We start from the raw sequence: 22,050 nt of genomic DNA on the forward strand, positions 1-22,050 counted from the left end.
CTTAACTTGGCCTTTTTGTCAATGATATTATATATTTCTTGGAATAATACTATTAAAATATAAAAAGGTGTTTGATGGATAAAGGGCTCCTCCTGTTACCACCAAACACCTTTCAAATCCGCTTTACAACTTAAAAGCGATAACCTTTTAAAGTTCGAGACCCGCGCCCCTGACGTTCAAACATTATCAGTCAATAAGAACGAAATGTTTTATGTCCAACATCGTTCCCGAGCGCTTCTCCTCGAAAACCGCTTTGACCCTGGCCCCGACCTTCACCTTCTCCGGATCGGTGCTGTCGATATAGTAGGGCAAATAAGTATCAGCGCCGTCGAGCTTGATGAAGGCGTATCCGTATGGAACCGGCTCCTGGTGACCGGTGCTCGGGTCAATAAATCCGAACTGGATTATCGCGCAGACACCGATCTCCCCTTCGGTGGACACGGGAACGAACTCGTCCATTTCCACATAGCATCTTCCGCAGATTTTCCTCGGCGGCACGTAAACCCGCCCGCACTTCGAGCACTTTATTCCAATGAATCTTTGATTATCCCTTATCTCCGCCAGAAACTTCGAGCCGTACTTTCCCACGCTCCAGTTAAAGGGCTGAAAGGCCTCCCCTGAATTAACGGTGAGAAGCTCCTGTTGTTCACTATTCTGTGTCATTTTGATCCCCTAAAATCTATCCTCGTTTAGGCAATGAAAATCTCACCGCCGATTATGACGGCTTCTTCTTCCCCAAAAGCATTACATCCGCCCAGTTACATCCGCCGAAACCGGTGGTGAAGGCATAGTTCACGTCTCCGCCCTTGACCTGTCTGTCTTTCGCCTTGCCCATGACCTGAAGGGCCCCTTCCCCAACCCTAAGCAGTGCTGTTGCTCCAATCGGATTTGAGCTCATAACCCCTCCCGATGGATTTACGGGAAGCTCGCCGTCCATATCGGTTACGCCGTCCCAAACGAGCTTTGGTCCCTCGCCGGGACCGCAGAAGCCGATCGACTCCATCCACTTAAGGCCCGCATAGGAGTAAGGAAGATAGAGCTCACAGACGTCTATCTCCTTTAGGGGCTCTTTTATCCCGGCATCCTTAAAGACCGCCTTTGAGGCGCCCTCGAGCGTGTCGTTGTTGTCCCAGTCGATGTCACCCAGCAGGGAGTAGTTATGACGGTTGTGGGTGGATACCACCCAGGCCGGCCTCGGGGCGATCTTTTCCGCTATATCTTCGGATGCGAAAATTACGGCTGCGGCGCCGTCCGTCCTGGGGCACATGTCGCTCATCCTCAATGGATAGGCAAGCATCTGGTTCTCCTCGGAGGAGACCAGGAGATCGACTATCTGCTCTATCTCCATACTCTTCATCCACTCCTGATGGAGGTGAGAATACGGATTGTTCAGGGCGTGAAGTCTCTCCCTGACGGCGACCCTCGCGCCGTCCCTTTCGGTGACGTTGTAGTTATGCATATACTTGCTGGCCTCGACGGCGAGCCCAGCTATGGCCCCTCCGAACCTCGGACGCTCCCAGACGGGATTGAAGGCCGTGACTATGGCGCCGGTCGTATCCGACTCTGAATTCTTCTCCCACCCTATAGCTAGGACCCTGTCGAAAATCCCGGATGCCACGTGGTAGTACCCCGCCATGGCTACCGTGCTTCCCGTGGTGCCTCCCGTTGTCAGCTTGAAGATTGGCTTCATCACTCCGCCCGATCCCTCGACGCTCCAAGAGTCGACGTAGTTCACCCCCTCGAAGTGATCCATGTTTCCAATGACGATCGCGTCAATATCCTTGATTGTCAGCCCGGCGTCTTCCAGGGCCGTTCTGACAGCCTCGTTAATGAGTTCCGGTCCGTTGACGTCCTTCCTTGAGCTTCTCTGATATGTTTGGCCGAAGCCTACTATGGCTACTCGTTTTCCCATGTTTTCCTCCCTTACGTGCCCACGACAAAAACACAGTGGGCTTGTCCGCAGGGACCGTTTATCCCTTGGGCCAAAGCGGTCTTTGCCCCCTTGATCTGCCTCTTGTCAGCTTCACCCCTTACCTGAAGCGTTGCCTCGATAAGCCTCGCGAGACCCGCAACGAGCACCGGGTGTGCGCTGATTACTCCGCCCGAGGGATTTACCGGCAGACTTCCGTCAATCCCTGTCTCCCCCGATTTTATCAGCTCGGCCCCCTTACCTTCTTTGGCAAGTCCTATCCCTTCATACCACATAAGTTCCATATAGGAATATGCGTCGTAGAGCTCACAAACATCGAGCTCCTTCAAGGGATCTTTAATCCCCGCCATCTTAAACGCCTTTTGACTCGCATCCTTAAGCGCCCTCGGTTTTGCCAGATCTCTGTATCCCAGCGTGTAGGAATCTGAGGTGTGTCCCACCCCATTTATCCACACCGGGTCTTTCTTGAATCTTTTAAGACCCTTTTCGTTCGCCAGTACTACGGCGGCGGCGCCGTCGCTTATCGGGGAACAATCGAGGACCTTAAGGGGATCGGCCAACCTCTTTGACTTCATCACGTCGTCCACGGTTATGTCCATAGGAAGCTGTGCGAAGGGATTGTTCTTTGCGTTCTTATGATTCTTTACGGAAACAAGGGCCAAATCCTCTTCCTTCGCCCCGCTCATCTCCATGTACATACGGGCCTGAAGGGCGGCGGACGATGTGGCGTCGATTCCGAGAGACCTCTGATAAATGGGATCGAACATCGCGTTCGTTATGAGGTTCATTATGCTCTCCGAGCCCTTCATGTGGGAGACAACCAGGGTCGTGTTGAAAGAGCCTGAAAGGATTCTCATCATCCCGTAAAGGGCTCCGAAGGTACCGTCACCCTCCACTGTCGATATATCCTTTCCCCAGCTCCCAGCGGCGTCTTGAATAGCCATGGAGGATATGGTGCGTCCGTCCCAGAAATCGTTGGAGACGGTGATGATGTTGTCAATATCCCCGATCTCTCCGCCGGCGTCCTTCAACGCCTTGGTGGCCGCCTCGAAGACCAACTCGTCAAACGTCTCTATCTTGCTTCTCTCGTATGTCGTCTGGCCCACCCCGACGATTGCTATCTTTTCCATATCAACATTCCTTTTAACCTTTTAGGTAATCCATACGGCAACCTATGCCGGAGCAAAGTGTTTGATGTCTAAAATCGTTCCCTCCCGCTTGTCGGCGAATACGGCCTTTACCTTCATCCCGACCTTAAGGTCTTCCCTCTTCACATTGCCGATCATATGCAATATGGAACCGCTTGCGCCATCAAGCTTAACCAGGCCGTAGATAATGGGCGCCTTTACCGGCTGCATCGCGTGGGAGTAGTCAACCACCGTAAAAGACTCCAGGGTTCCCGTGTCTTTGACCTTTACCCACTCATTGGTCAGGGCAAAACACTCACCGCAGTTCTTGACGGGTGGCACATATACCTTTGAGCATTTCGGGCATTTCGTTCCCCAGAACTCCTTATTGTCCCTCAATCCGGTGAGAAACCTGCTCCCGACCTCCCCCACATACCACTTGTACGGCACCTTTATTCGTCCCGAATAGACGATGTTTTCAACTGATTCTTTCCAATCTGCCATAAATGACTCCCTATCGGTTCTTGGCGGGGACGGCCTTTTTCAAGGCCGATCCCCGTTATTGAAATCCGATTATCTAATTAGCTTTTCGGTTTTGCGGGAAGCCCCAGCATCTCCCTCGCCTGGGCTACCGTGGCAACCTCCCTGTTCATCTCCTCGGCAATCCTCTTTATTCTCGTAACTAACTGTGCGTTGTTTTCGAGCTTCTCGCCCTTCCTGTAATAGAGGTTGTCCTCCATCCCCACGCGGACGTGACCGCCAAGGATGATGCCCATTACGTTCATCGGAATCTGGAAGGGCCCGACGCCTATGAGTGCGAACATCGACTGAGGCGGAAGCTCGTTGACCAAAGAAATCACGTTTGCGGGAGTCGGGTAGCTCGAAGTCTGAAATCCCATGACGTACTGAACCATATACGGAGGATCGACGTTCCCCTCACGGATGAGGTCCTGGAGTACCCAGTACTGCCCTGGATGATAGAGTTCTATCTCCGGCCTAATGCCCTTCTCCTTCATGGTCTTGGCATAGAGATTGACGTCTGAATAGCTTGCCGGTATAACCGCGTCAAACATCATCGCACCCCTCGGATGTGCAATCGGGGCCTTACGCTCCTTGATGGGGACCTTCAGCATGAACGGCCCGAGGTTAAGGCTCGCCATATCGGGGGCCGGATCGGCGAACAGGCAGCACATCCTCTCTTCCGTCGAAAGCCACGGACCGCCGCCGGTGGTGTTGTTGATGATGATGTCGGGACAGCGCTCACGGATAAGCTTATTGACAACGGAGTAGTGTTCGGGATTCTTGGTGGTCAGGGCGAGATTCTCGGGATCCCTCGCATGGAGATGCACCGAGACTGCGCCAGCCTTGTAGGCCTCGTAGACCTGGTCGGCCTGCTCCTCGGCGCTCTCAGGTAGGTTAATGTTAGATTCTTTACCCTGAACCCCACCTGTAACCGCGCACGTAATGATCATCGGGGGAAAAGCGCTCCTAATTACCCGGTCCATCCAGAGGTAAGGATTGCGATAGTCCCAAATATAATCTTCGGGTTTCATTTAGACCTCCTTTTTAATAGATCCTTTTGATAGATATTTCACTTTACTTTAGAAATTGAATTGCTCTTCTATTTTAGATATATAAGAAAGATAAACCAAGAAGATATAAACCGCAGCCTCAGACCTGACAACATGAAGCTTAAATTAATACTTTAAGTCGCTGTATTTTTATATCTTATCTGAAAATAAATTTCAATCAAAAAATCAAATAAAAGAGATAAAATGAAAATATTTTTAGTATTTCTTTAAAACAATCTCGTTTATTCCAACGGGCAAATCTTCCCCCTAATGCCGAAAAACGACCTGCTCCCATCCTTCCCCCCCCACGCACAAACAACCTTGCATCACCACAAGCTGATCGAAACGAATAAGACTCTTCCGCCGTTTCGAGGGGCAAAAACCGCTCACTCTTTGTTTACACAACCGACCTCCCAACGCACAAACCACCTTACACCATCTGGGCTTGATTCCACCAACAGTCCCATCTTCCCCTAAACATATTATATATTGTGACCCCCTACTCGTCCAGCGCCTTGATAAGCGGCGCTATCATGTTGTCGTTCATGCCGGCCTGAAACTTCTTCCTGAATCCCTTGATCTTCAGAAGCGGCGGCAATATCCTTCCCATAATCCGCATCTTCCGCTGGCCGTGTGGAAAGTCGAAGAGGTTGTGTTCGACGTAATACTTGTGGTTTTCGAGAAAGATGAAGCGCGTGGCGAAGTTGAGGTCCCTCAATATCTTGTGACCCCCCACCCCGAGGAAGGTCGGCGGTCTGCTATAGCCTGTCTCGAGGTTCGTTATCACCCTGTCCGCAAGGTCGCCGAGGAGGGCGGTCACCCTTGAAGAATCCTTATCCTCGTCCGTCACGAAGGCGTTGATATTGAGCCCGAAGGTCTCGCCGAAGCATAGAAATAGCTGTTTCAGGTTCGGTATCTGTGAAAGCGGCCCGGATATGATAAATCCCCCCTGCTTGCCCACCAGCGTGGGCCTGTGGGCGTTGACGAAAAACCTATCGAAGAAAAGCTTCCACCGGCTCGACAGATACTTGTCCACTATCGTCCCGGCATAGATTATAGCGTCGGCGGGGAGCATCTTATCTCTGTAGATACGGTTCATATCGTCGTTGTATGCGCATATCCCGTCGTAGGTGCACCTGAGGCAGTTGGTGCACCCCCCGAGGAGCTTTACCTCGTTCAGGTTTACCACCTCAACCTCGCTTTCCGTCGACTTGATGAATGTGTCTGTCATCCTGCCGAGATTGACATCCCCTTTTTTTTGGTCGGTAATCAACAGTATCCTGTAATCCTTTCCCTTGGGGCTTTCTTTGACCTTGGACGGCGAATATTTCGGGACGTTGTGCTTCATGGGTGGATACCCCTTTGGTGTGGGTATCTTATTCTTGACGTGGTTGAAGAAATCCTCGGCGAAGAGGAGGAGGTTCTTTCTCGTCTTCGGTTCCACGAGTTGGTTGAACATCACCGAAAAAGGGGTGATGAAGCTCATGTCCAGGTCTTCCGATATTGCGTGGATGTAGTTTAGGGAGGTGTGGTCAAAGAAGTGCATCGACGTGGTTATGGCGGTGGCGTACTTCCCCTTGAAGGCGGCGGTCGCCTTCTTCTCGAAGCAAAGCTCGATAAACCTCTTCATCCTCGATGGGACGAGGAAGTAGTGAATCGGATAAACCCAGAATATGGCGTCCGTCTTCTTGATACTATCGATTACCTCCTTGAAAAACTCCGGCTTCGTGTCCAGCTGATCCGATTCGTAGCCGATATTGAAGACGGTGTACTCATTTTCGGGGAAGTGCTTCATTATGTAGTTCATGTACTGCATCGTGTTGCTCTTTTGGCCCTTCGGGCTTCCACCCAGTACCGTAATCTTCATGATTTTCCTCACATTATTTACAATTATCTCATTCCATACGAGCTTGGTTGGGGTTTGAGCTCGCTCCCAAGGGACTATTTTACATTTCGCTTATATTATTGTCAAACAATATGGAAAAAAAGAATCTTGCAAAAAAGTGAAAAAAATGAATTGCCATTCACTTTGAAATGTGCTATTTTATGCACAAATTTCAGTATTTTTTTAAGGAAATGGAAACGTATTTAACTTGTTACAACCTGAATAAGGAGTTGCTCTATGAAGGAATGTGTAATTATCGATGGAGTTAGATCTCCAAACGCCCGTGCGCACCTCGAAAAGGGGTGGCTTAGAAAGATAACGCCTGACGTTATGTTGACAAACATCTACGACGCCCTCTTTAAGAGAAATCCGAAGGTAAAGCCGGAAGAGATTGAGGCCGTCTTTTGCGGCACCGCCAACCAGGCGGGCAAACAAAACGACATCGCCCGTGCAGCGTGGCTTGCCGGGGGTTATCCCGAATCGGTCGCCACAAACGGCATCGGCCAGCAGTGCCCTTCCGGCATGGCCGCCACCGAGCACGCCGCCCGCGCCATCATGCTGGGCGAGGGAGACACCTACATTGCATCGGGCGTCGAGGACATGGCCCATGTGCCGATGATGTTCGCTATGGAGATCCCCCCGAGAATTGCCCAGAGGTACGACTTCAACGACCTCCCAATGGGCGCCACGGCGGAGAAGGTGGCAGCACAATACAAGGTCGATCGCGTTGATATGGAGACGATGGCCTTTTGGAGCCACAAGAAGGCCTTCGAGGCCACCGAGGCCGGCAAGTTCAAGAACGAGATCGTGCCGATGGAGGGGGAAGAGGAGGACGGAACCAAGTTCATGGTCGACAGGGATCAGTGGATAAGAGAGACGATCTCTATGGAGAAGATGGCCACGATGCAGTCCCCGTTTAAGGAGAACGGCGTGGTCACCGCCGCCACATCCTCCCCCCTTACCGCAGGCGCCTGCGCCCTTCTTCTGATGGAGAGGGGAAAGGCGGACAAGCTGGGACTCAACTACAGCTTAAAGTACGTAGCCGGGGCCATGGCGGGCTGCGATCCGACCGTAATGGGAATAGGGCCGATCTTTGCCGTGAAAAAGCTCCTCGACCGTGTGGGAATGACTGTAAAGGACATCGGCGTCTGGGAGATCAACGAGGCGTTTGCGAGCCAGTCGCTGGCGTGTCTCAGGGATCTGGGGATCGCGGAAAACGCCCCCTTTGACAACGTCAACATCTGGGGAGGCGCAATCGCGCTGGGTCACCCCCTCGGAGAGTCAGGGGCAAGAATTATCGTTACCCTTAACAACATAATGAAGACCGACATGAAGCACGTCAAGTACGGCGTGGCCACCCTCTGCGGCGGCTTCGGAAACGCAAACGCCTCCCTCTGGGAGAACGTCAAGGCTTAAATGGGGTTCGCGAAAGGAAAAAGCAAGAAGTGAGAAGTCAGTTGGAAACTAAATACTGAAGAGCTTCGAGCTAAAAGGAAACAGGGCCGGTTCTGCATTAGATCAGAATCGGCCCCTTTTTTAATGGTTACGGGATATAAAGAGATCGGCCTTTTTTTAATATGCGACCATCACTTTTTATTTCCGCTGGGGAGATCAATAGGCTTTTAAGACTCTTTCAAATAACTGCCCAAGATAAATTCAAAAATTCGTCCCAAAAAAAATCAAGCAGCTATATCGTCCCTTTTCATGGAAATCGGTCATTTAACAACCTGTTTTACCACTTCATGCCCTCCGCCTAATTATTCAGCACAAAATCCCCTATCATATCGGAGACCATTTCGGCGCCCACGCCGTTCAGGTGCACGAGATCGCTTAAGAGGAGGAGGCCGTTCGCAGCAGAGATCTCGTTGTAGCTCCTGCCCAGAACATAGCTCTTCAAAATGGCCACATACATAACGAAGGTGAATTGACCCTTGCTCTCGTAGGAAACGCCCGGCTCATTCCCTTTCTCCTTTAAATATTCGATCATCTTTTCGTTCAAGGGGAGGTAGGTCAATCCATTCTCCGCGGCAATCTCCTTGATTATCCCGCTGTACTCCACGCTCCTCAAACAGGGGACGGCTTCGAGGTCTTCGCCGACCGGGGGAATCGAGAGGATGGCTATCTTGGCGTCGGTATTTTCTTTAAGCCGTTTCACAAGCTCCGTCAGGCTCTCCCGAAAAAACTCCTCCGTCGGCTTCTGGGGGAGATTCTTTTCTTTTATACAATCCTCCGCCTGCTTTTCGCCCAGGGAGCCGAGAACGTCGTTTGTCCCTACAAATATTGATATATAGTCGGGATCGCAGGCGACTATCTCGTCTTTCCTCACGAGGACGTTGTAGGCGAGATCTCCGTTTATCCCGGCGTTAACCACGTCAAAGCCCTTGTCGGAGAGACCGGATGCCAGATCGTCCACGTAGTTGTGGCTAATCCTCCCGTGGGTGATGCTGTCTCCAACACAGACAAGGACCTTGTTCTCGGAATTTGCCTTGATCTCTGCAAGGTAATGGGCCGGGGAGTTGTCCGGCTCCATGTTCGCCTTCGGCTCGATTATCAGATACAAGGCCGTATAGAGCAATACCAGCGCAACGATCAGGGCGCCTACGCCCAAGAGTATCTTCTTGATCATCTCACTTTACCTTTCATTCTTTATGAAAATATACCACAACAAGTCGTCACAAACGGAACTGGTAAGTCGTGTTTGTGACCTCCTTGACAATCCTACAGGAAGTCGAGGTCGCACCCGAGGTGCGCCTGCTGGACGTGATCCACGAAGAGCTTCTTCCAACCCCTCTCCGGCGGCTTGGGGGGGGTAAATCTCTCCCTCCTCCTCTTCAGCTCGTCTTCGCTCACCTCGAGGTTTATTATCCTCTTCCCCACGTCAAGCTCGATCATGTCTCCGTCTTCGACCAGGGCTATCGGCCCGCCGACCGCAGTCTCCGGCGACACGTGGAGGACAACCGCCCCGTAGGATGTCCCGCTCATCCTCCCGTCGGAAACCCTGACCATATCCTTTACACCCTTCTTGGAAAGGTATTTCGGGATCGGGAGCGAGCCCGCCTCCGGCATCCCAAACGAACCTACCGGGCCGGCGTTTTTTAAGACCATGACGTGATCCGGGGTGATCTTGAGATCAGGGTCGTCGATCCTTTTCTGGGCGTCCTCCGGCGAGTCGAAGACTACGGCCGGCCCCCTGTGCCGTAATAGCTTCGGGTCCGCCGCGGCCGCCTTTATCACCGCGCCGTCAGGGGCGAGGGAGCCGGTAAGGACGCTTATTGCCCCGAAATCCTTGTTCATATAGAGCGGGTTGTCGAGCCTTCTGATCGTATCCTGCCAGGGGCCCGGCCCCTCGACCTTTTTCAAGATATCGCCGAGACTCCTCCCCGTTATCGTCTTCGCATTAAGGTCGAGGTGAGGCTCAAGGGCCTTGAGGAGCGCAGGCAGTCCCCCGGCGTGGTAGAAGTCCTCCATGTAGCCCTTACCCGCCGGCTTGCAGTCCACGAGGACGGGGACCCTTCTTGATATTTCGTCGAAGTCCGAGAGCGCCAGGTCTATCCCGGCCCTGCGCGCAACGGCCGTCAGGTGGATGACCGCGTTGGTCGAGCCGGAGAGGGCCATCAGCACGGTAACCGAATTCAAAAAAGACCCCTTGGTCAAAATGTCCTTGGGCCTTACCTTTTTCCCGATCATCTCGACCGCGGCGCGTCCCGAGGCGACGCAGTTTTTCAGCCTCTCTCCAGAGGCGTGGGGGGGAGCCGCACCCCCGGGGAGCATCAGCCCCAGCGTCTCCGCCATGCAGGCCATTGTGGAAGCCGTCCCCATCACCATGCATGTCCCGCCGGTGAAGACAAGGGAGCCCTCCACCTCCTCGATCTCTTTTTTGTCTAGTTCCCCAGCGCGATACCTCGCCCACATCCTCCTGCAGTCGGTGCAGGCCCCGAGACGCTCGCCCCTCCAGTAGCCGGTCATCATCGACCCGGCAACGACCACGACCGCCGGCATATTCGCCGATATCGCGGCCATCATCTGGGCTGGGACGGTCTTGTCGCACCCTCCGATGAGGACCACGGCGTCCATCGGCTGGGCCGTGATCATCTCCTCGGTCTCCATCGCCAGGAGATTCCTGTACAGCATCGTGGTGGGGTGGGTCAGTATCTCGTTCAGCGATATGGTCGGAAAGGCAAACGGGATGCCTCCCGTTTCGAGAACGCCCCGCTTCACGGCGCTCACCATCTCCGGCATCTGCCTGTGGCACGTGTTGTAGTCGGAGGTGGTGTCGACAATCCCGACGACCGGACGGGAGAGATCCTCCTTGTCGTATCCGGCGGAGGAGAGAAAGGCCCTTCGCATATATTTGCTGAACTCCTCGTCGGCGTAGCTGGTGAGGTTTCTATTTATCCCCTTTGTTTTTTTCTCTTTTGACATTTTTTGAGCTTGTAAGATTTTTTAAGGTTCAATCAAAAAAACGGGGTTTGTTTTTATCTGAAACCCCGTATCGGCACACCAAGTTGCGGCAATCCTAAAAAAGGTTTTTTGCGGCCTTTACAGTTTGGTCTCTTACAGTTTGATATTTTACAGCTTGACCTCTTGCAGTTTGATTTTTACAGCTTAATATTGAGATATTTCGTCACGGTGTAGGCCTCCACTCCCTCCGATCCCCCCTCCCTTCCGAACCCGGATTTCTTTATCCCGCCGAAGGGTATCTCAGGAGCGGATAGAAGGAGCGTGTTTACGCCCACCATCCCGGACTCGATTCCTTCTGCTGCGAGAAACATCGTCTTCGTATTTTTCGTGAAAATATAAGCCGCCAGGCCGAACTCGGTCGCGTTCGCCTTTGTCAGAGCATCCCCGATATCCGAGAACGTGGAGATCGGAGCCGCCGGGCAAAACGGCTCCTCGGTCATGATAGCCATCGAGTCGTCTACGCCTGTGATAACCGTCGGCTCGTAGTAGAAGCCCCTGACAAAACCCTCCGGCCTCTTACCTCCGCATCTGACCGTCGCCCCCTTATCCACTGCGTCCGCGACAATACCTTCGGTCGCATCAAGGCGCCTCTTGTTGGCCAGCGGCCCCACCTCGGTTTTCGGGTCGCGCCCGTCCCCGACCGTGAGGGATTTCGTCACCTCGACGAATTTATCTATAAATTTATCCGCGACCGACTCCTGGACGAAAAAGCGGCTTGCGGCGATGCAGACCTGGCCGTTGTTCCTGTATTTCGTCCTGGCGCAGAGCTCCGCCGCCTGGTCTATATCGGCGTCCTCGAAGACGAGTACCGGGGAGTGCCCCCCCAGCTCCATCGTTACCACCTTGATCCCGTCGGCGCTGAGCCTCAGTATCTCCTGGCCGATTGGCACGGAGCCTGTGAGGGTTACCTTTCTGATCACGTCCGACTTTATCAGGTGCTCGCTTATCATAGAGGACTTTCCGGTGACCATGTTCAATACGCCCGCCGGGATCCCCGCCTCGTGAACCGCCTCCGCTATACAGAGGGTCGTCCTCGGCGCCTCGACGGCGGGCTTTACGATGATCGAGCAGCCGCAGGCTATCGCCGGGGCGATTTTCCTCGCCGAAAGCAACGCCGGGAAATTCCAGGGCGAAAATGCCGCGACGGGACCGATCGGCTCTCTTATGACAATGATCCTGTGCTCCCTGGAATGGCCGTCGATGACTCGGCCGTAGATCCGCCTCGCCTCGTCGGCGTACCAGTCGAACTGCTCCGCGGCGGCCCCTATCTCGGCCTTAGCCTCGGCGGTCGGCTTTCCCTGCTCCTCTGTCAGGGTTGCTGCTATCTCGTCGACCCTCCTTTTTATAATATCGGAGACCGCTCTGATCTTGGCGCTCCTCGTCCAGACGTCAACCTCCCTCCACGACCGCCAAGCCCTCTCGGTCGATTCAAGGGCGCGGTCGAGGTCGTCCCTTGTGGCAACGGGAACGGTGTCGACCTTCTCCTCGTCCGCAGGATTTATAATATCTATCTTCGCCCCGTCGGAGGCCGGAACCCACTGGCCGTCTATGTACATCAGGTTTGGAACGGTCATCGATAAATATCCTCTTTCTTAAGATTTACAGGCCAATCTTGTGTCTCAACGCCTGGGTGTCCACGCACCAGTTCCCCACGTTCCAACGCCCGAAGACACCCATTCCCCCCAGGGGATCCCTTCCGCTGTAGACCGGGAGGTGAATCAGCGACAGCCCGTCATATGACCTCGCCTCCTTTAATGCCTTAATCAGCGACTCGACACTCCTCCCGCCGTCTATCCCCTTGACCCCTTTTATCGCATTAGCCCAGGCTACGTAATCCACCTCCACCGGATCGCTGGTGGCGTATTCGACGCCGTACTGGTCGTACTGGAGACCGGTGATCGCCGACATCCTCCTGTTGTCGAGTACGAGGATGCACCCCTTCGCCCCGTGATGCACGCCGTCGATCAATATCTGAGAGTTCATGGTGAAAGAGCCGTCACCTGAGAGGGCGAGGCCGTAGAACGGCTTTGATGTCAGCGCGGTTGACAGAAGTGCGGAGGCCGCAAAGCCCATGTAGCTCGCTCCCGTCTCCGTAAACGTCCTTCCCAGCCTGTCGTCCTCGACGACTTGAAAGCCGTTGGCCTGAACATCCCCGGCGTCAAAGAAGGTTATGATATCGTTTTCCCTCGCCCAGTCGGTGGCGGCCTTTATCGACGCCGGCTGGGTCAAGACCTCCCCCTTCCACGTCTCATCGTAGAGGACGGGGGTTTTATAGCGCTCATTCCTGAAGTCGTCCCACTCCTTTCTCTTTATCGAGCACTCCTCGAGCCACCTCGAGTTCCTGTTCTTTTTTAAAGATTTAGATTTCTTAAGCTCTTCGTTGAGCCTCCTCAAGGTGTCCGCGGTATCCCCGATAAGCCCCACGGTCTTTCTGAGGTGCATGGCGGCCTGAACGTCGCCGTTGATGTTGATGACCCCTTTTACGTTCTGGTAGCCGGTCCTCGAGCAGTCGGACTGGCAGACGAACCTCGTCCCCAGCGCCAGGAGCAGGTCTGCCTCCTCCATGGCGTAGTTGCCGGAGATAGACCCCTTCGATCCCCCCACCGTCATGTTCCTCTCGTGGTCAAAGGGGATCACGCCGGAAACGAGAGGGCTGGTTACGGCGACCGAGTCGGTAAGGTCGAGAAATTCTATAAGCTCCTTACCCGCCATTCTCGCGCCTCCCCCAACCTTTACCACGATCCTCTCCGATCTTTCGATCAGTTCCATCGCCGTCTTGTAGCTGCCGTCGTCGGCGGCCGGCCCCAGCCTCGGCGGCGCATTTACCGGCAGCGCATCGAGGTTGTAACCTTCAAGGAGACAGGGCTGTGTGTTCATTGGAAGGAGGAGAAAAAACGGCCCCGCCCGATAGGGGTGCTCCACCGCGTTGAGCCCCCTTCTTAAGGCCGAAGCAACCGCCCCCGGAGTGTGGAGCATGTAAGAATCTCCCATCGACGAGAAGAGACGCAAAAACTTGTCCTGGTCGTACCCGGGTATCTCCTGCATGTTGGGACCCTCATCCTCCGTCGTTATATCCCCCAGGAGAAACCAGACCCCCAGGCCGTCGCTCAGGGGCACCAGCGAGCCGGAGAGGGCGTGCATCGCCCCCGGGCCGATGGAGGTTATCACGGCGGCCTTCTCCCCCGTCACCCACCTTAGGGCGGAGGCGGCGTGAGCGGCCTCCGTCTCGTGGCGGACGGCGTAGGTCTTAACGATCCCCTTCCCTTCGTATACCCTCAAGACCTCCCCTATCTCCGTGGAACCGTGGCCGAAAATAGCTAGGAACTTCGTCACTCCCTGCCGGATGAGGCCCAATATAATCGCCTCCGACAGGGTTACATCGGCGTATTGGGGTAGAGTCCCCGACCCCAACGCCTCGTCGAAACCTCCCGCCTTGGCTATCGCCTTTGCCCTCCCGGTCCTTTCTGCCGTCAATTTAATTTGTTTCACTCTCACACCTTTCTTTCACAATACTGTTATCGATCTTTATATCTTTTCAACTATTATCATATCGTCCATATAATATCAACATTGCCATACAAAGGCAATATTACTGAACAATAGGATTAAAAAAATTGTTTAAATGTCTAATATTGCGCTTTCCAAAAACAATTGAATTTCGGGAACAGGATCCGCTATAACTCATCTTATGCCCCCTGAAGGAAGTCCGCTTAAAACAAAGCGTCAGCTCATCTCGAGGGGGCGCTCATCCGGCTAAAAGGGAATGACAACACCTGCGAACGCGGCCAAACCGACGTCTTCGAAGCCGAGCACCAAGGCCTCTCCATAGCATCGCTCCTTAAAATCATGGACTTAAATCACCTTCCCCGGCAGTCTAAAGCTCCCTCCTATTTATCAAGGGCCGCCAGCTCGTCGTACATCCCGACCTCCGGGGCGCCGTCGAGGATCGATGCCAGAGAAGCGGAGAGCTCCTTGAAGTGGGGTGTCGATGTGTGGTGCACGAAGGCGTCCATGTCCACGTACTTCTCGCTGATCAGAAACTCCTTTGGATCGCTTTGTGATCGACTTATGGTGTAAAGGAGAGTCCCCTCCTCTTCATTCACCTTTGAGACCATATCGACCAGCGCATCCTTCAACTTCTCTTCGCTCCCCTCCTTCGCCCTCATCTTTGCCACAACGATCATCTTATTACTCCTTTAGGTCTTTTTGGGAGAACTCCACTTTTCTTAAAATAGTTATATGTTTCCCATTACCTTCCTTCTATATATGTTATTCCCTGTACCTTTTATTCTGTCATTCCCAACATAACCTTGTCATTCCCAACTTGATTGGGAATCCAGAAAGATATTTTTTACTGGATTCCCGCTTTCGCGGGAATGACAATTATTGCTAACCCTCTGGATTTGCGAACGCTCCACCCACAAACAGGAGCTTATCAGGACCACCCAACACACAGACCAACCCTATCTTGAACTCAACCTCCAATCCAAAAGCAGGGTTTTGTCATGACCGCCCACAGTTTCCGCAGGAATGACAGATTGTGTCCATCCCTCTGGATTCCCGCTTTCGCGGGAATGACATGTTTTGCCTATCCCTCCGAATCCATCTTCTCAATTAAATGACATTCAATAGTCTTGCCGGATTCCTGAATGCCCCACTCACAATCAGAAACTTTTAGGTGACACGAAATACCCAGATACCCAGACACCCAACACACAGACCAACCCCATCTTAAACGTAATCTCCAGCCCAAAAGCAGGTATTTGTGGGGGCCACCTGCCGTTGCCACGCAATACCTACCCACTCCCCACTACCCAACCCCCCTAAATAACCGCCAACATCGATCAATGACAACCACCAACCGCTTCGACATCCCCCGACCCCCTAAAGCTCCTTTCTCCTGTAGGCCTGGGACGAAGGAACGATCATTATCCTGGCCACCGCCTGCATCATCGGGTCGTCGCTCTTCTTGCACGACTCCTTGAGCATAAGGAGCATTTTACCCGCCTTCGTCTCCCCCCAGAACCAGTCTTCGAGGACCTTCCCCGAGGGCGACTCCTGCCCGGGCTGGGCGGTGATCGACTCGTAGTAGAACGCCTTGAGGTCGTCGGTCGCAAAGTTCAGGATAAGGGAGAGCGGCATATCGCCCCTCGGATTTTGGGGCGCCCCTCCGTCGAAGAATGCGCCTATAAAGTCGACGATCCTGTCGAGGTCGATCCCGCTTATCCCGACGGTCGTCCGCCCCCTTTTATCGAGGGCCATATCGTACCAGGGGCGCAGGGAATTCATCTCAGCTTTGACGGAATTGAGCATCTTCTCTGTATCGGTAAGCTCCCCCTCCTCTTTGGCGAAGTTCACCGGGCAGACGAGGTTCGTTATCGTCTCCTCCGACGTGGGATCCTCCTCGTCAAAGTCCACGAGGATCGGCCCCTCCTTCGCTTCGAGGAGCTTGAGGACCGAGGTTAAAACCTTCATCTGAAACTCCCTGTTGTTGGGGGCGCCGATGGGACGGCCCAGCTCGAACGGCACCCAGAGCGCCCGGGGCGGCTTCATCTTCTCGGTGTGCTCCCTGACAAGACTTATCATGGTCGTGGGGATACCCTCCTCCTCGAAAAAGTGTGCAAGCCCGCCCACGGCGCGCGTGCAGAGCGGTCAGACCGGAAGCAGGAATATCGCATCAACGTTATCCTTTTTTAAAACCGCCGCGAGCTCCCTTGCGGAAGGCTCCATCTGGGACGGGTCCATCGCCCCCATGAACGAGTAGTGGTAATCGGCGACGGAGCCTATCCGCCCCTCGGCCGCCAGCTCCTTGAGCCGCTCTATGGGAAACATGACGTTTACGTCCTGTTGAAAACCCGAGTGGTCGAAGTTGGTGGAGGCGTGGGTCGTGACGAGGTCTCTCGCCTCGACATCGCCGGGGATTATCCTGTAGATGTCCCCCGGATCGAAGGTGAAGGGGCGGTCGTCCCTCTTGTGAATGCCCCCGGTGGTGATTATCGCCACGCGCCTCTCCGAGAGGGGCGGCCCCTCTACCCAAGGATTTGTGTCGTAGGTCGGGCACGGGACGCTCAACATATACTCCCGCTCCTTTTCGTTCATCCTGTCCAGCCTCGCCATTTTTTTCTCCTTGAACCTACCCGAAAAATGTCAGATTTTTTATTTTCAATGTCACACAATAACGCAACTTGGCCAATAATTCAAGAAATAATGCAAATCATAAATATTTTGTAAAAAGTATTGATTAATAATTCGATATGTATGAGAATGGTCGACAAAAATAGTTGACAAAAAAGGGGCAAGAACCGAAACAGAAAGGGAGGTATTGCGATGAAAGACTTTAACGGCAAAACCGCCTACGTGGTCGGCGGCTCGAGCGGGATCGGGCTCTCCACGGCGAAGCTTCTGGCAAGCCTGGGGGCGCATGTAATCATCTTCGCAAGGGGAAAGAAGAGGCTGGACGACGCCGTGGCGGAGATCAAGGGAAGCACGCTTTCCAAAACGCAAAAGGTCGCCTCCTTCTCCATGGACGTCTCCGACAACAAGGCGGTCAACACCATCATGAACGGGTGCGTTGAGGAGTTCGGTCCCCCCGACCTTTTAATCAACTCCGCCGGCCGGGCGCGTCCCCACTACTTCGGCGATATCACCTTTGATATGTTCGACGAGACGATGAAGATGAACGCCTACGGCGTCTGGAACACAATATCGGCCCTCGTCCCCCACATGAAGGTGAGGGGGGGCGGATACATCGCCAACGTCTCATCGATGGCGGGCTTTCTGGGCGTCTTCGGCTACACCGACTACGCGGCGTCCAAGTTCGCGGTTACCGGGCTTTCCGAGGCGCTGAGGAGCGAGATGAAGCCCTTCGGCATAACCGTGTCGATCCTCTGCCCGCCGGACACCCAGACACCCGGGTTCAACGTGGAAAACCTCACCAAGCCTGTGGAGACAAAGGTCCTCTCCGAAAACGCCAAGGTGATGACGTCGGACGCCGTTGCTAAGGGATTCATCAAGGGGATCAGAAAGGGAAGGTTCATGATAATCCCCGGATTCGACGGCAACCTCACCTACCTGGCAAAGCGGCTCGTCCCGGGGGTCGTGGAGATGGTCATGAATTCCACCATTAAGAAGGTGCAGAAGAGGATGAAATGAGGGTGGGATTGATCTGCGAGAGTTTTCCCTGCGCCGACATGAGACACGACCGCTGCATCGCTCCCGAACTTGACCTTAATCCGGAAGACGTCTCGGTCGCCATGATCTCCGAGGCGGCGCCGCCTGACCGCGGCGACTACTACTACGCCGACGGCGATCCCCTCTTTCAAAAAACCACGGTCTCCGCCTTCAACGACGCGGGGGTGAACGTCTCGTCAATCGCGGATATACTAAAGCTGGGGGTATATCTCACTACCGCCGTGAAATGCGCAAAGACTGACTACGGGATAAAGGCGGCTACTATCAAGGAGTGCTCCCATCTTTTAGAGAGGGAGCTTGATACCTTCCCGAACTTAAAGGTCTTGATGCTGATGGGGGATGTCGCCATAAATGCGGTAAACTGCATCGCGAAGAGGCGGGGCGAGAAGAGGGTGATTCCGGCCGGCTCCACGTACAAGATCAGGGGCGGGGAATATTACTTCAGGGGTATCAGGGCCTTCCCGTCATACCTGCAGGCGGGGCCCAGCTTCTTCATAGAGAAGAGCAAGAGGAGGATGATCGCGGAGGACATCGCCGCGGCGATGGAGCTTGTGAAGTGAATCAATTAAATATCACGATTTAATAGATGAGACACCTAGATGGTTGTTGTCGGGTCAGACTTATGCCGGAGACAGATATAAGGTTCTATCTCTTGATCAAATCATAAAAACCGATATTGAAAAACATTTCCAAGAAAATCCCGCCGGCACAAAAAGAAAACAGGCATGTGCGGACAAATATATCGACGGCATAAAAAACGAGTAGACGTAGGTGGATGAATTCGTCTAACCCTGGGATATATGTTTCAAAGGCCTGTATGTTAAATGAAAAAAAGCCCGGCTTGAAAACTCCAAATATTAACCCGCCGAGTCCTGAACATATAAAACCGAATAGCAATAGCTTTGCAAAGGTTTCAAGCAGCTCACGACAATTTGAAAAATTGAATTTACCGTTGATCAGTAAGATTAAGCCGCCAATAATTAGTGCCAAAATTCCGCCGACAATGGCATCAACAAATGGATTATAAATAGAATCGAGCACGGTCATCTTATAAGGGCTTTTTCATGAAATTTGATATATTATACCAGAAAATGCTTTGTCTGTAACAGGTTTCCTGATACATTAAAAAGGGGACACATTGAGCCACACAAAGGGTGAAATTAACAGGGTCCTTTGGGTTTCTATTTGAACTCAGTTTGAACTGAAATCTTAAAAGAATTACCGTGAAAGCAGAAGCCCATGCTCGAAAAAATCACAGAAAATATCCACTTGGTAAAGGGGAAGAACAAGGGCTTTTTCCCCTTCTCCAACTCAATCCTGATTACGCCGGGGGTCGGGGACGCTACCCTGATAGACACCGGCAGCGGGATTGAAATACTCCGGGAACTGAAAAAGAAATTCAAGATAGTCGGCGTCATCAACTCCCACACGCACCCCGATCACTCGGCGGGAAACTGGCTCTTCGACGGCGACGGTGTCTCCATTACCGTGCCTAAAGAGGGATTTGAGACGGCGGGGAATATCGTTAAGCTCTCGGAGCGGCTGGCCGAGCCGGGGGAGCTGGCGAAGTACTGGCGGGAGTGGGTGAGTGCCGCCATGAACTTCAAGGACAGGCGTCCGGACGGTTGGTTTAACGCCGAATCGACCATCGAGATCGGCAATATTGTCCTAAAGCCGATCTACACCCCCGGACACACAATAGACCACTACTGCCTCTACGAGCCGAAAAACAAAATCCTCTTTGCCTTCGACTACGACCTGACCCGCTTCGGCCCCTGGTACGGCCACAGAGAGTCGGACATCGTTGAGTTCAAGGACTCGATCAAGAGAATCATGGAGCTCGATATCGAGGTGTTTGTCTCTGGCCACAAGGGAATTATTAGAGACAACATTAAAGGGCGCCTCGAAGAGTTCCTTAAGAAATTCGACCTCAACGAAAAGAATATCCTGGCGCTCCTTGCCGAGGGGCCAAAGACTGTCGAGGAGCTGGTCGAGCTGGCGCCCATATACGGCTCTTTCCCCTACGCCGAGCCGCTCCTCAGATACTGGGAGGGAAACATGATAGGGATGCACCTCGACCAGCTGATCGAGGGAGGCCGTGTCACAAAAAGAAACGACGGCCTCTACTCGGCGTCGTAGCGGGAGTAATATTGCCTCCTGCCGTCCCGTCCTCCATAAAATTTCACGACATAAGCCTATTAATCACGGCCCGGTGCAGGGTCAAACGACCCGTGCGAAAGACGAGATAGTCTTCCTACTTTTCAACCTTTTCCAGATCGGTCTTCTTCCCCCCACTCAGATCCGTCTCAAAAAAATCCCCCCCATCCGGAAGCGCCATGAAAAACCCGCTCGTGCAGTCTATCCCGGCGATCGTCTCTCCCAGCGTGCAGTCGAGGACGTGCCCGCCGACCGTCCCGTCCTTCGAGATGAAATGAAAGTGATAACCGGGGACGTTAACCCCCTTTGCGTAGTCAGGGCACCAGAACCCGACGACCGTCCCCTCAATGTCGTCGTACTCGTAGATCGCCTGATCCTTCACCACCTCGACCAGCTTCCTGTAGGGCCTCTCCTGCCTTGGCACGCTCCTTACCTTCATGTATTTGAACGTCCCCTCGACCTTCACGGCGTAGAAGATGTTCTTTGTTGGCATGGCGTCATCGACGGCCGTCTTCAGCCGCTCGAAATCGTCCCCAGTGGCTGTCTTTACCGTCTTGTCGGCGTCGAAGAACGTGACCACGGCAAAGGGGGTCTTCATGGTGCCGGCCGCGGGATAGGCCTTTCCGTCCACCTTGATCTGATAAAATTTCCCGTAGAGCCCGATCATCTCGCCGTCAAGGGCGTTGAACGTCCCGATGGCGAAGTCGCCGTGCTTTTTAAGCTCGTCGAAGGTGACCTCGCCGTCGTAGACCCCCTCCATAAGGGCGTCGATGGTCGATATTTGATATATGACCTCCCTCTCCTCCGAATCCAGACGGCACCCCGAAGGCAAAAGTGCAGACAGCATGACGGCGCAAAATATGGGCAGCGCAAATTGTGATAAGGCTTTTCTCATTTTCCCTCCAATCAATTCTAAAAGTCTTACAGTATCAGTATTATAAACCAGTTTGCAGGCTGTTGAAATATAAAACGGGATATTTTGAAAGTTTATGCCTTAAAGAGGTCATATTCACGTCCCACCCACAAGCGGGGGCTTGTCAGTGGAACCCGGCACACAGACCACCCCTCTGGATTCCCGCTTTCGCGGGAATGACATTTATTATTCTGTCATTCCCAGCTTGATTGGGAATCCAGAAAAATATCAATACGGATTCCCGCTTCCGTGGGAATAACATATACTTTTTTTAAGAAATGGGCGGCAGGAGGAAATTGCGGGAATAGTGCAATCACTCATCCATAAGCGGAAACTTATCAGCGAAGCCCGGCACACAGACCACCCCTCTAGATTCCCGCTTTCGCGGGAATGACATTTACTATTCTGTCATTCCCAGCCCATGGTGTTCCCCTAACATCAAGGATAATTGAATCTCCCACTGACAAGCCGGAGCTTGTCAGTGCCACCCAACGCACAGAGCACTCCCACTCCACCACCACGTCATTCACGACACCATAAAAAATCCATATTCTGTCATTCCCAACTTGATTGGGAATCCAGATTGATATTGGGTAACGAAACGATCGCGTGTTTCCTGCATTGACACGATTGCTTCGTCGCTTAAGTCCCTCGCAATGACGGTATTAATAGAACAATAACTATTGACACACAATTTCTATTTCCGTAAAATGTTTTCAATATGATTAAAGTGAAAAAGTTACGATCTTACCTTACAGTTTAGTCGTTTAAAGAGAAGATATTTTATCATAGAAGAGCCATCCCCGAACTTTAAT

The 22,050-nt window shown here is 53.0% G+C and carries 19 protein-coding genes; 4 read left to right on the forward strand and 15 right to left on the reverse strand.

Going from position 1 to position 22,050, the window contains the following annotated elements; translation table 11 throughout:
* Positions 1 to 186 precede the first annotated feature (186 nt).
* From JW984_01615 to JW984_01640, 6 genes are all read right to left on the reverse strand, one after another.
* The gene (locus JW984_01615; GenBank protein MBN1571873.1) at positions 187 to 663 is read right to left on the reverse strand and encodes a Zn-ribbon domain-containing OB-fold protein; all 477 of its coding nucleotides are present in this window, start codon (positions 661 to 663) and stop codon (positions 187 to 189) included.
* A 52-nt stretch (positions 664 to 715) separates the two neighbouring features.
* Positions 716 to 1,912: a thiolase family protein gene (locus JW984_01620; GenBank protein MBN1571874.1), complete on the reverse strand. Its 1,197-nt coding sequence runs from the start codon at positions 1,910 to 1,912 to the stop codon at positions 716 to 718.
* An 11-nt stretch (positions 1,913 to 1,923) separates the two neighbouring features.
* On the reverse strand, positions 1,924 to 3,060 hold the full coding sequence (locus tag JW984_01625) for a thiolase family protein (GenBank protein MBN1571875.1): 1,137 nt from the start codon (positions 3,058 to 3,060) through the stop codon (positions 1,924 to 1,926).
* 42 nt (positions 3,061 to 3,102) lie between these two features.
* Positions 3,103 to 3,561 (reverse strand): Zn-ribbon domain-containing OB-fold protein, encoded by a 459-nt coding sequence (locus JW984_01630; protein ID MBN1571876.1) that lies wholly within the window; start codon positions 3,559 to 3,561, stop codon positions 3,103 to 3,105.
* Positions 3,562 to 3,638: 77 nt separating this feature from the next.
* A complete protein-coding gene (locus JW984_01635; protein ID MBN1571877.1) occupies positions 3,639 to 4,610 on the reverse strand; it encodes a 3-keto-5-aminohexanoate cleavage protein in 972 nt (323 codons plus the stop codon).
* Between the two features lie 517 nt (positions 4,611 to 5,127).
* On the reverse strand, positions 5,128 to 6,495 hold the full coding sequence (locus JW984_01640; GenBank protein ID MBN1571878.1) for an NAD(P)H-dependent oxidoreductase: 1,368 nt from the start codon (positions 6,493 to 6,495) through the stop codon (positions 5,128 to 5,130).
* A gap of 255 nt (positions 6,496 to 6,750) precedes the next feature.
* On the opposite strand from JW984_01640, the gene JW984_01645 reads away from it, so the two are divergent.
* Positions 6,751 to 7,929, forward strand: a complete 1,179-nt coding sequence (locus JW984_01645; protein ID MBN1571879.1) for a thiolase family protein — start codon at positions 6,751 to 6,753, stop codon at positions 7,927 to 7,929.
* 337 nt (positions 7,930 to 8,266) lie between these two features.
* Here JW984_01645 and JW984_01650 read toward each other — a convergent pair whose 3' ends face one another.
* From JW984_01650 to JW984_01680, 7 genes are all read right to left on the reverse strand, one after another.
* A complete protein-coding gene (locus JW984_01650; GenBank protein ID MBN1571880.1) occupies positions 8,267 to 9,139 on the reverse strand; it encodes an SGNH/GDSL hydrolase family protein in 873 nt (290 codons plus the stop codon).
* 92 nt (positions 9,140 to 9,231) lie between these two features.
* Entirely contained in the window at positions 9,232 to 10,935 is a 1,704-nt protein-coding gene (locus JW984_01655) for a dihydroxy-acid dehydratase (GenBank protein MBN1571881.1), read from the reverse strand.
* Between the two features lie 176 nt (positions 10,936 to 11,111).
* Positions 11,112 to 12,548, reverse strand: coding sequence for an NAD-dependent succinate-semialdehyde dehydrogenase (locus tag JW984_01660; GenBank protein MBN1571882.1), 1,437 nt, complete (start codon positions 12,546 to 12,548; stop codon positions 11,112 to 11,114).
* A 25-nt stretch (positions 12,549 to 12,573) separates the two neighbouring features.
* Positions 12,574 to 14,469 (reverse strand): thiamine pyrophosphate-binding protein, encoded by a 1,896-nt coding sequence (locus JW984_01665; protein ID MBN1571883.1) that lies wholly within the window; start codon positions 14,467 to 14,469, stop codon positions 12,574 to 12,576.
* Positions 14,470 to 14,861: 392 nt separating this feature from the next.
* The gene (locus JW984_01670) at positions 14,862 to 15,158 is read right to left on the reverse strand and encodes an antibiotic biosynthesis monooxygenase (GenBank protein MBN1571884.1); all 297 of its coding nucleotides are present in this window, start codon (positions 15,156 to 15,158) and stop codon (positions 14,862 to 14,864) included.
* A 700-nt stretch (positions 15,159 to 15,858) separates the two neighbouring features.
* Positions 15,859 to 16,608 (reverse strand): hypothetical protein, encoded by a 750-nt coding sequence (locus tag JW984_01675; GenBank protein MBN1571885.1) that lies wholly within the window; start codon positions 16,606 to 16,608, stop codon positions 15,859 to 15,861.
* An 18-nt stretch (positions 16,609 to 16,626) separates the two neighbouring features.
* Positions 16,627 to 17,091: a selenoprotein B glycine/betaine/sarcosine/D-proline reductase gene (locus tag JW984_01680; GenBank protein ID MBN1571886.1), complete on the reverse strand. Its 465-nt coding sequence runs from the start codon at positions 17,089 to 17,091 to the stop codon at positions 16,627 to 16,629.
* A gap of 210 nt (positions 17,092 to 17,301) precedes the next feature.
* On the opposite strand from JW984_01680, the gene JW984_01685 reads away from it, so the two are divergent.
* On the forward strand, positions 17,302 to 18,126 hold the full coding sequence (locus tag JW984_01685) for an SDR family oxidoreductase (GenBank protein ID MBN1571887.1): 825 nt from the start codon (positions 17,302 to 17,304) through the stop codon (positions 18,124 to 18,126).
* A 101-nt stretch (positions 18,127 to 18,227) separates the two neighbouring features.
* A complete protein-coding gene (locus tag JW984_01690) occupies positions 18,228 to 18,725 on the forward strand; it encodes a uracil-DNA glycosylase (protein ID MBN1571888.1) in 498 nt (165 codons plus the stop codon).
* An 85-nt stretch (positions 18,726 to 18,810) separates the two neighbouring features.
* Here JW984_01690 and JW984_01695 read toward each other — a convergent pair whose 3' ends face one another.
* Entirely contained in the window at positions 18,811 to 19,212 is a 402-nt protein-coding gene (locus JW984_01695; protein ID MBN1571889.1) for a hypothetical protein, read from the reverse strand.
* A 192-nt stretch (positions 19,213 to 19,404) separates the two neighbouring features.
* Here JW984_01695 and JW984_01700 point away from each other — a divergent pair, with 192 nt between their 5' ends.
* On the forward strand, positions 19,405 to 20,304 hold the full coding sequence (locus JW984_01700) for an MBL fold metallo-hydrolase (GenBank protein MBN1571890.1): 900 nt from the start codon (positions 19,405 to 19,407) through the stop codon (positions 20,302 to 20,304).
* Between the two features lie 115 nt (positions 20,305 to 20,419).
* On the opposite strand, the gene budA is transcribed toward JW984_01700, so the two are convergent.
* Complete coding sequence (gene budA / locus JW984_01705; GenBank protein MBN1571891.1) at positions 20,420 to 21,217, reverse strand: acetolactate decarboxylase; 798 nt, start codon at positions 21,215 to 21,217, stop codon at positions 20,420 to 20,422.
* Between the last annotated feature and the right edge of the window lie 833 nt (positions 21,218 to 22,050).

Origin of the sequence: Candidatus Zymogenus saltonus, assembly GCA_016929395.1 — a bacterium.
Taxonomy (GTDB): domain Bacteria; phylum Desulfobacterota; class Zymogenia; order Zymogenales; family Zymogenaceae; genus Zymogenus; species Zymogenus saltonus.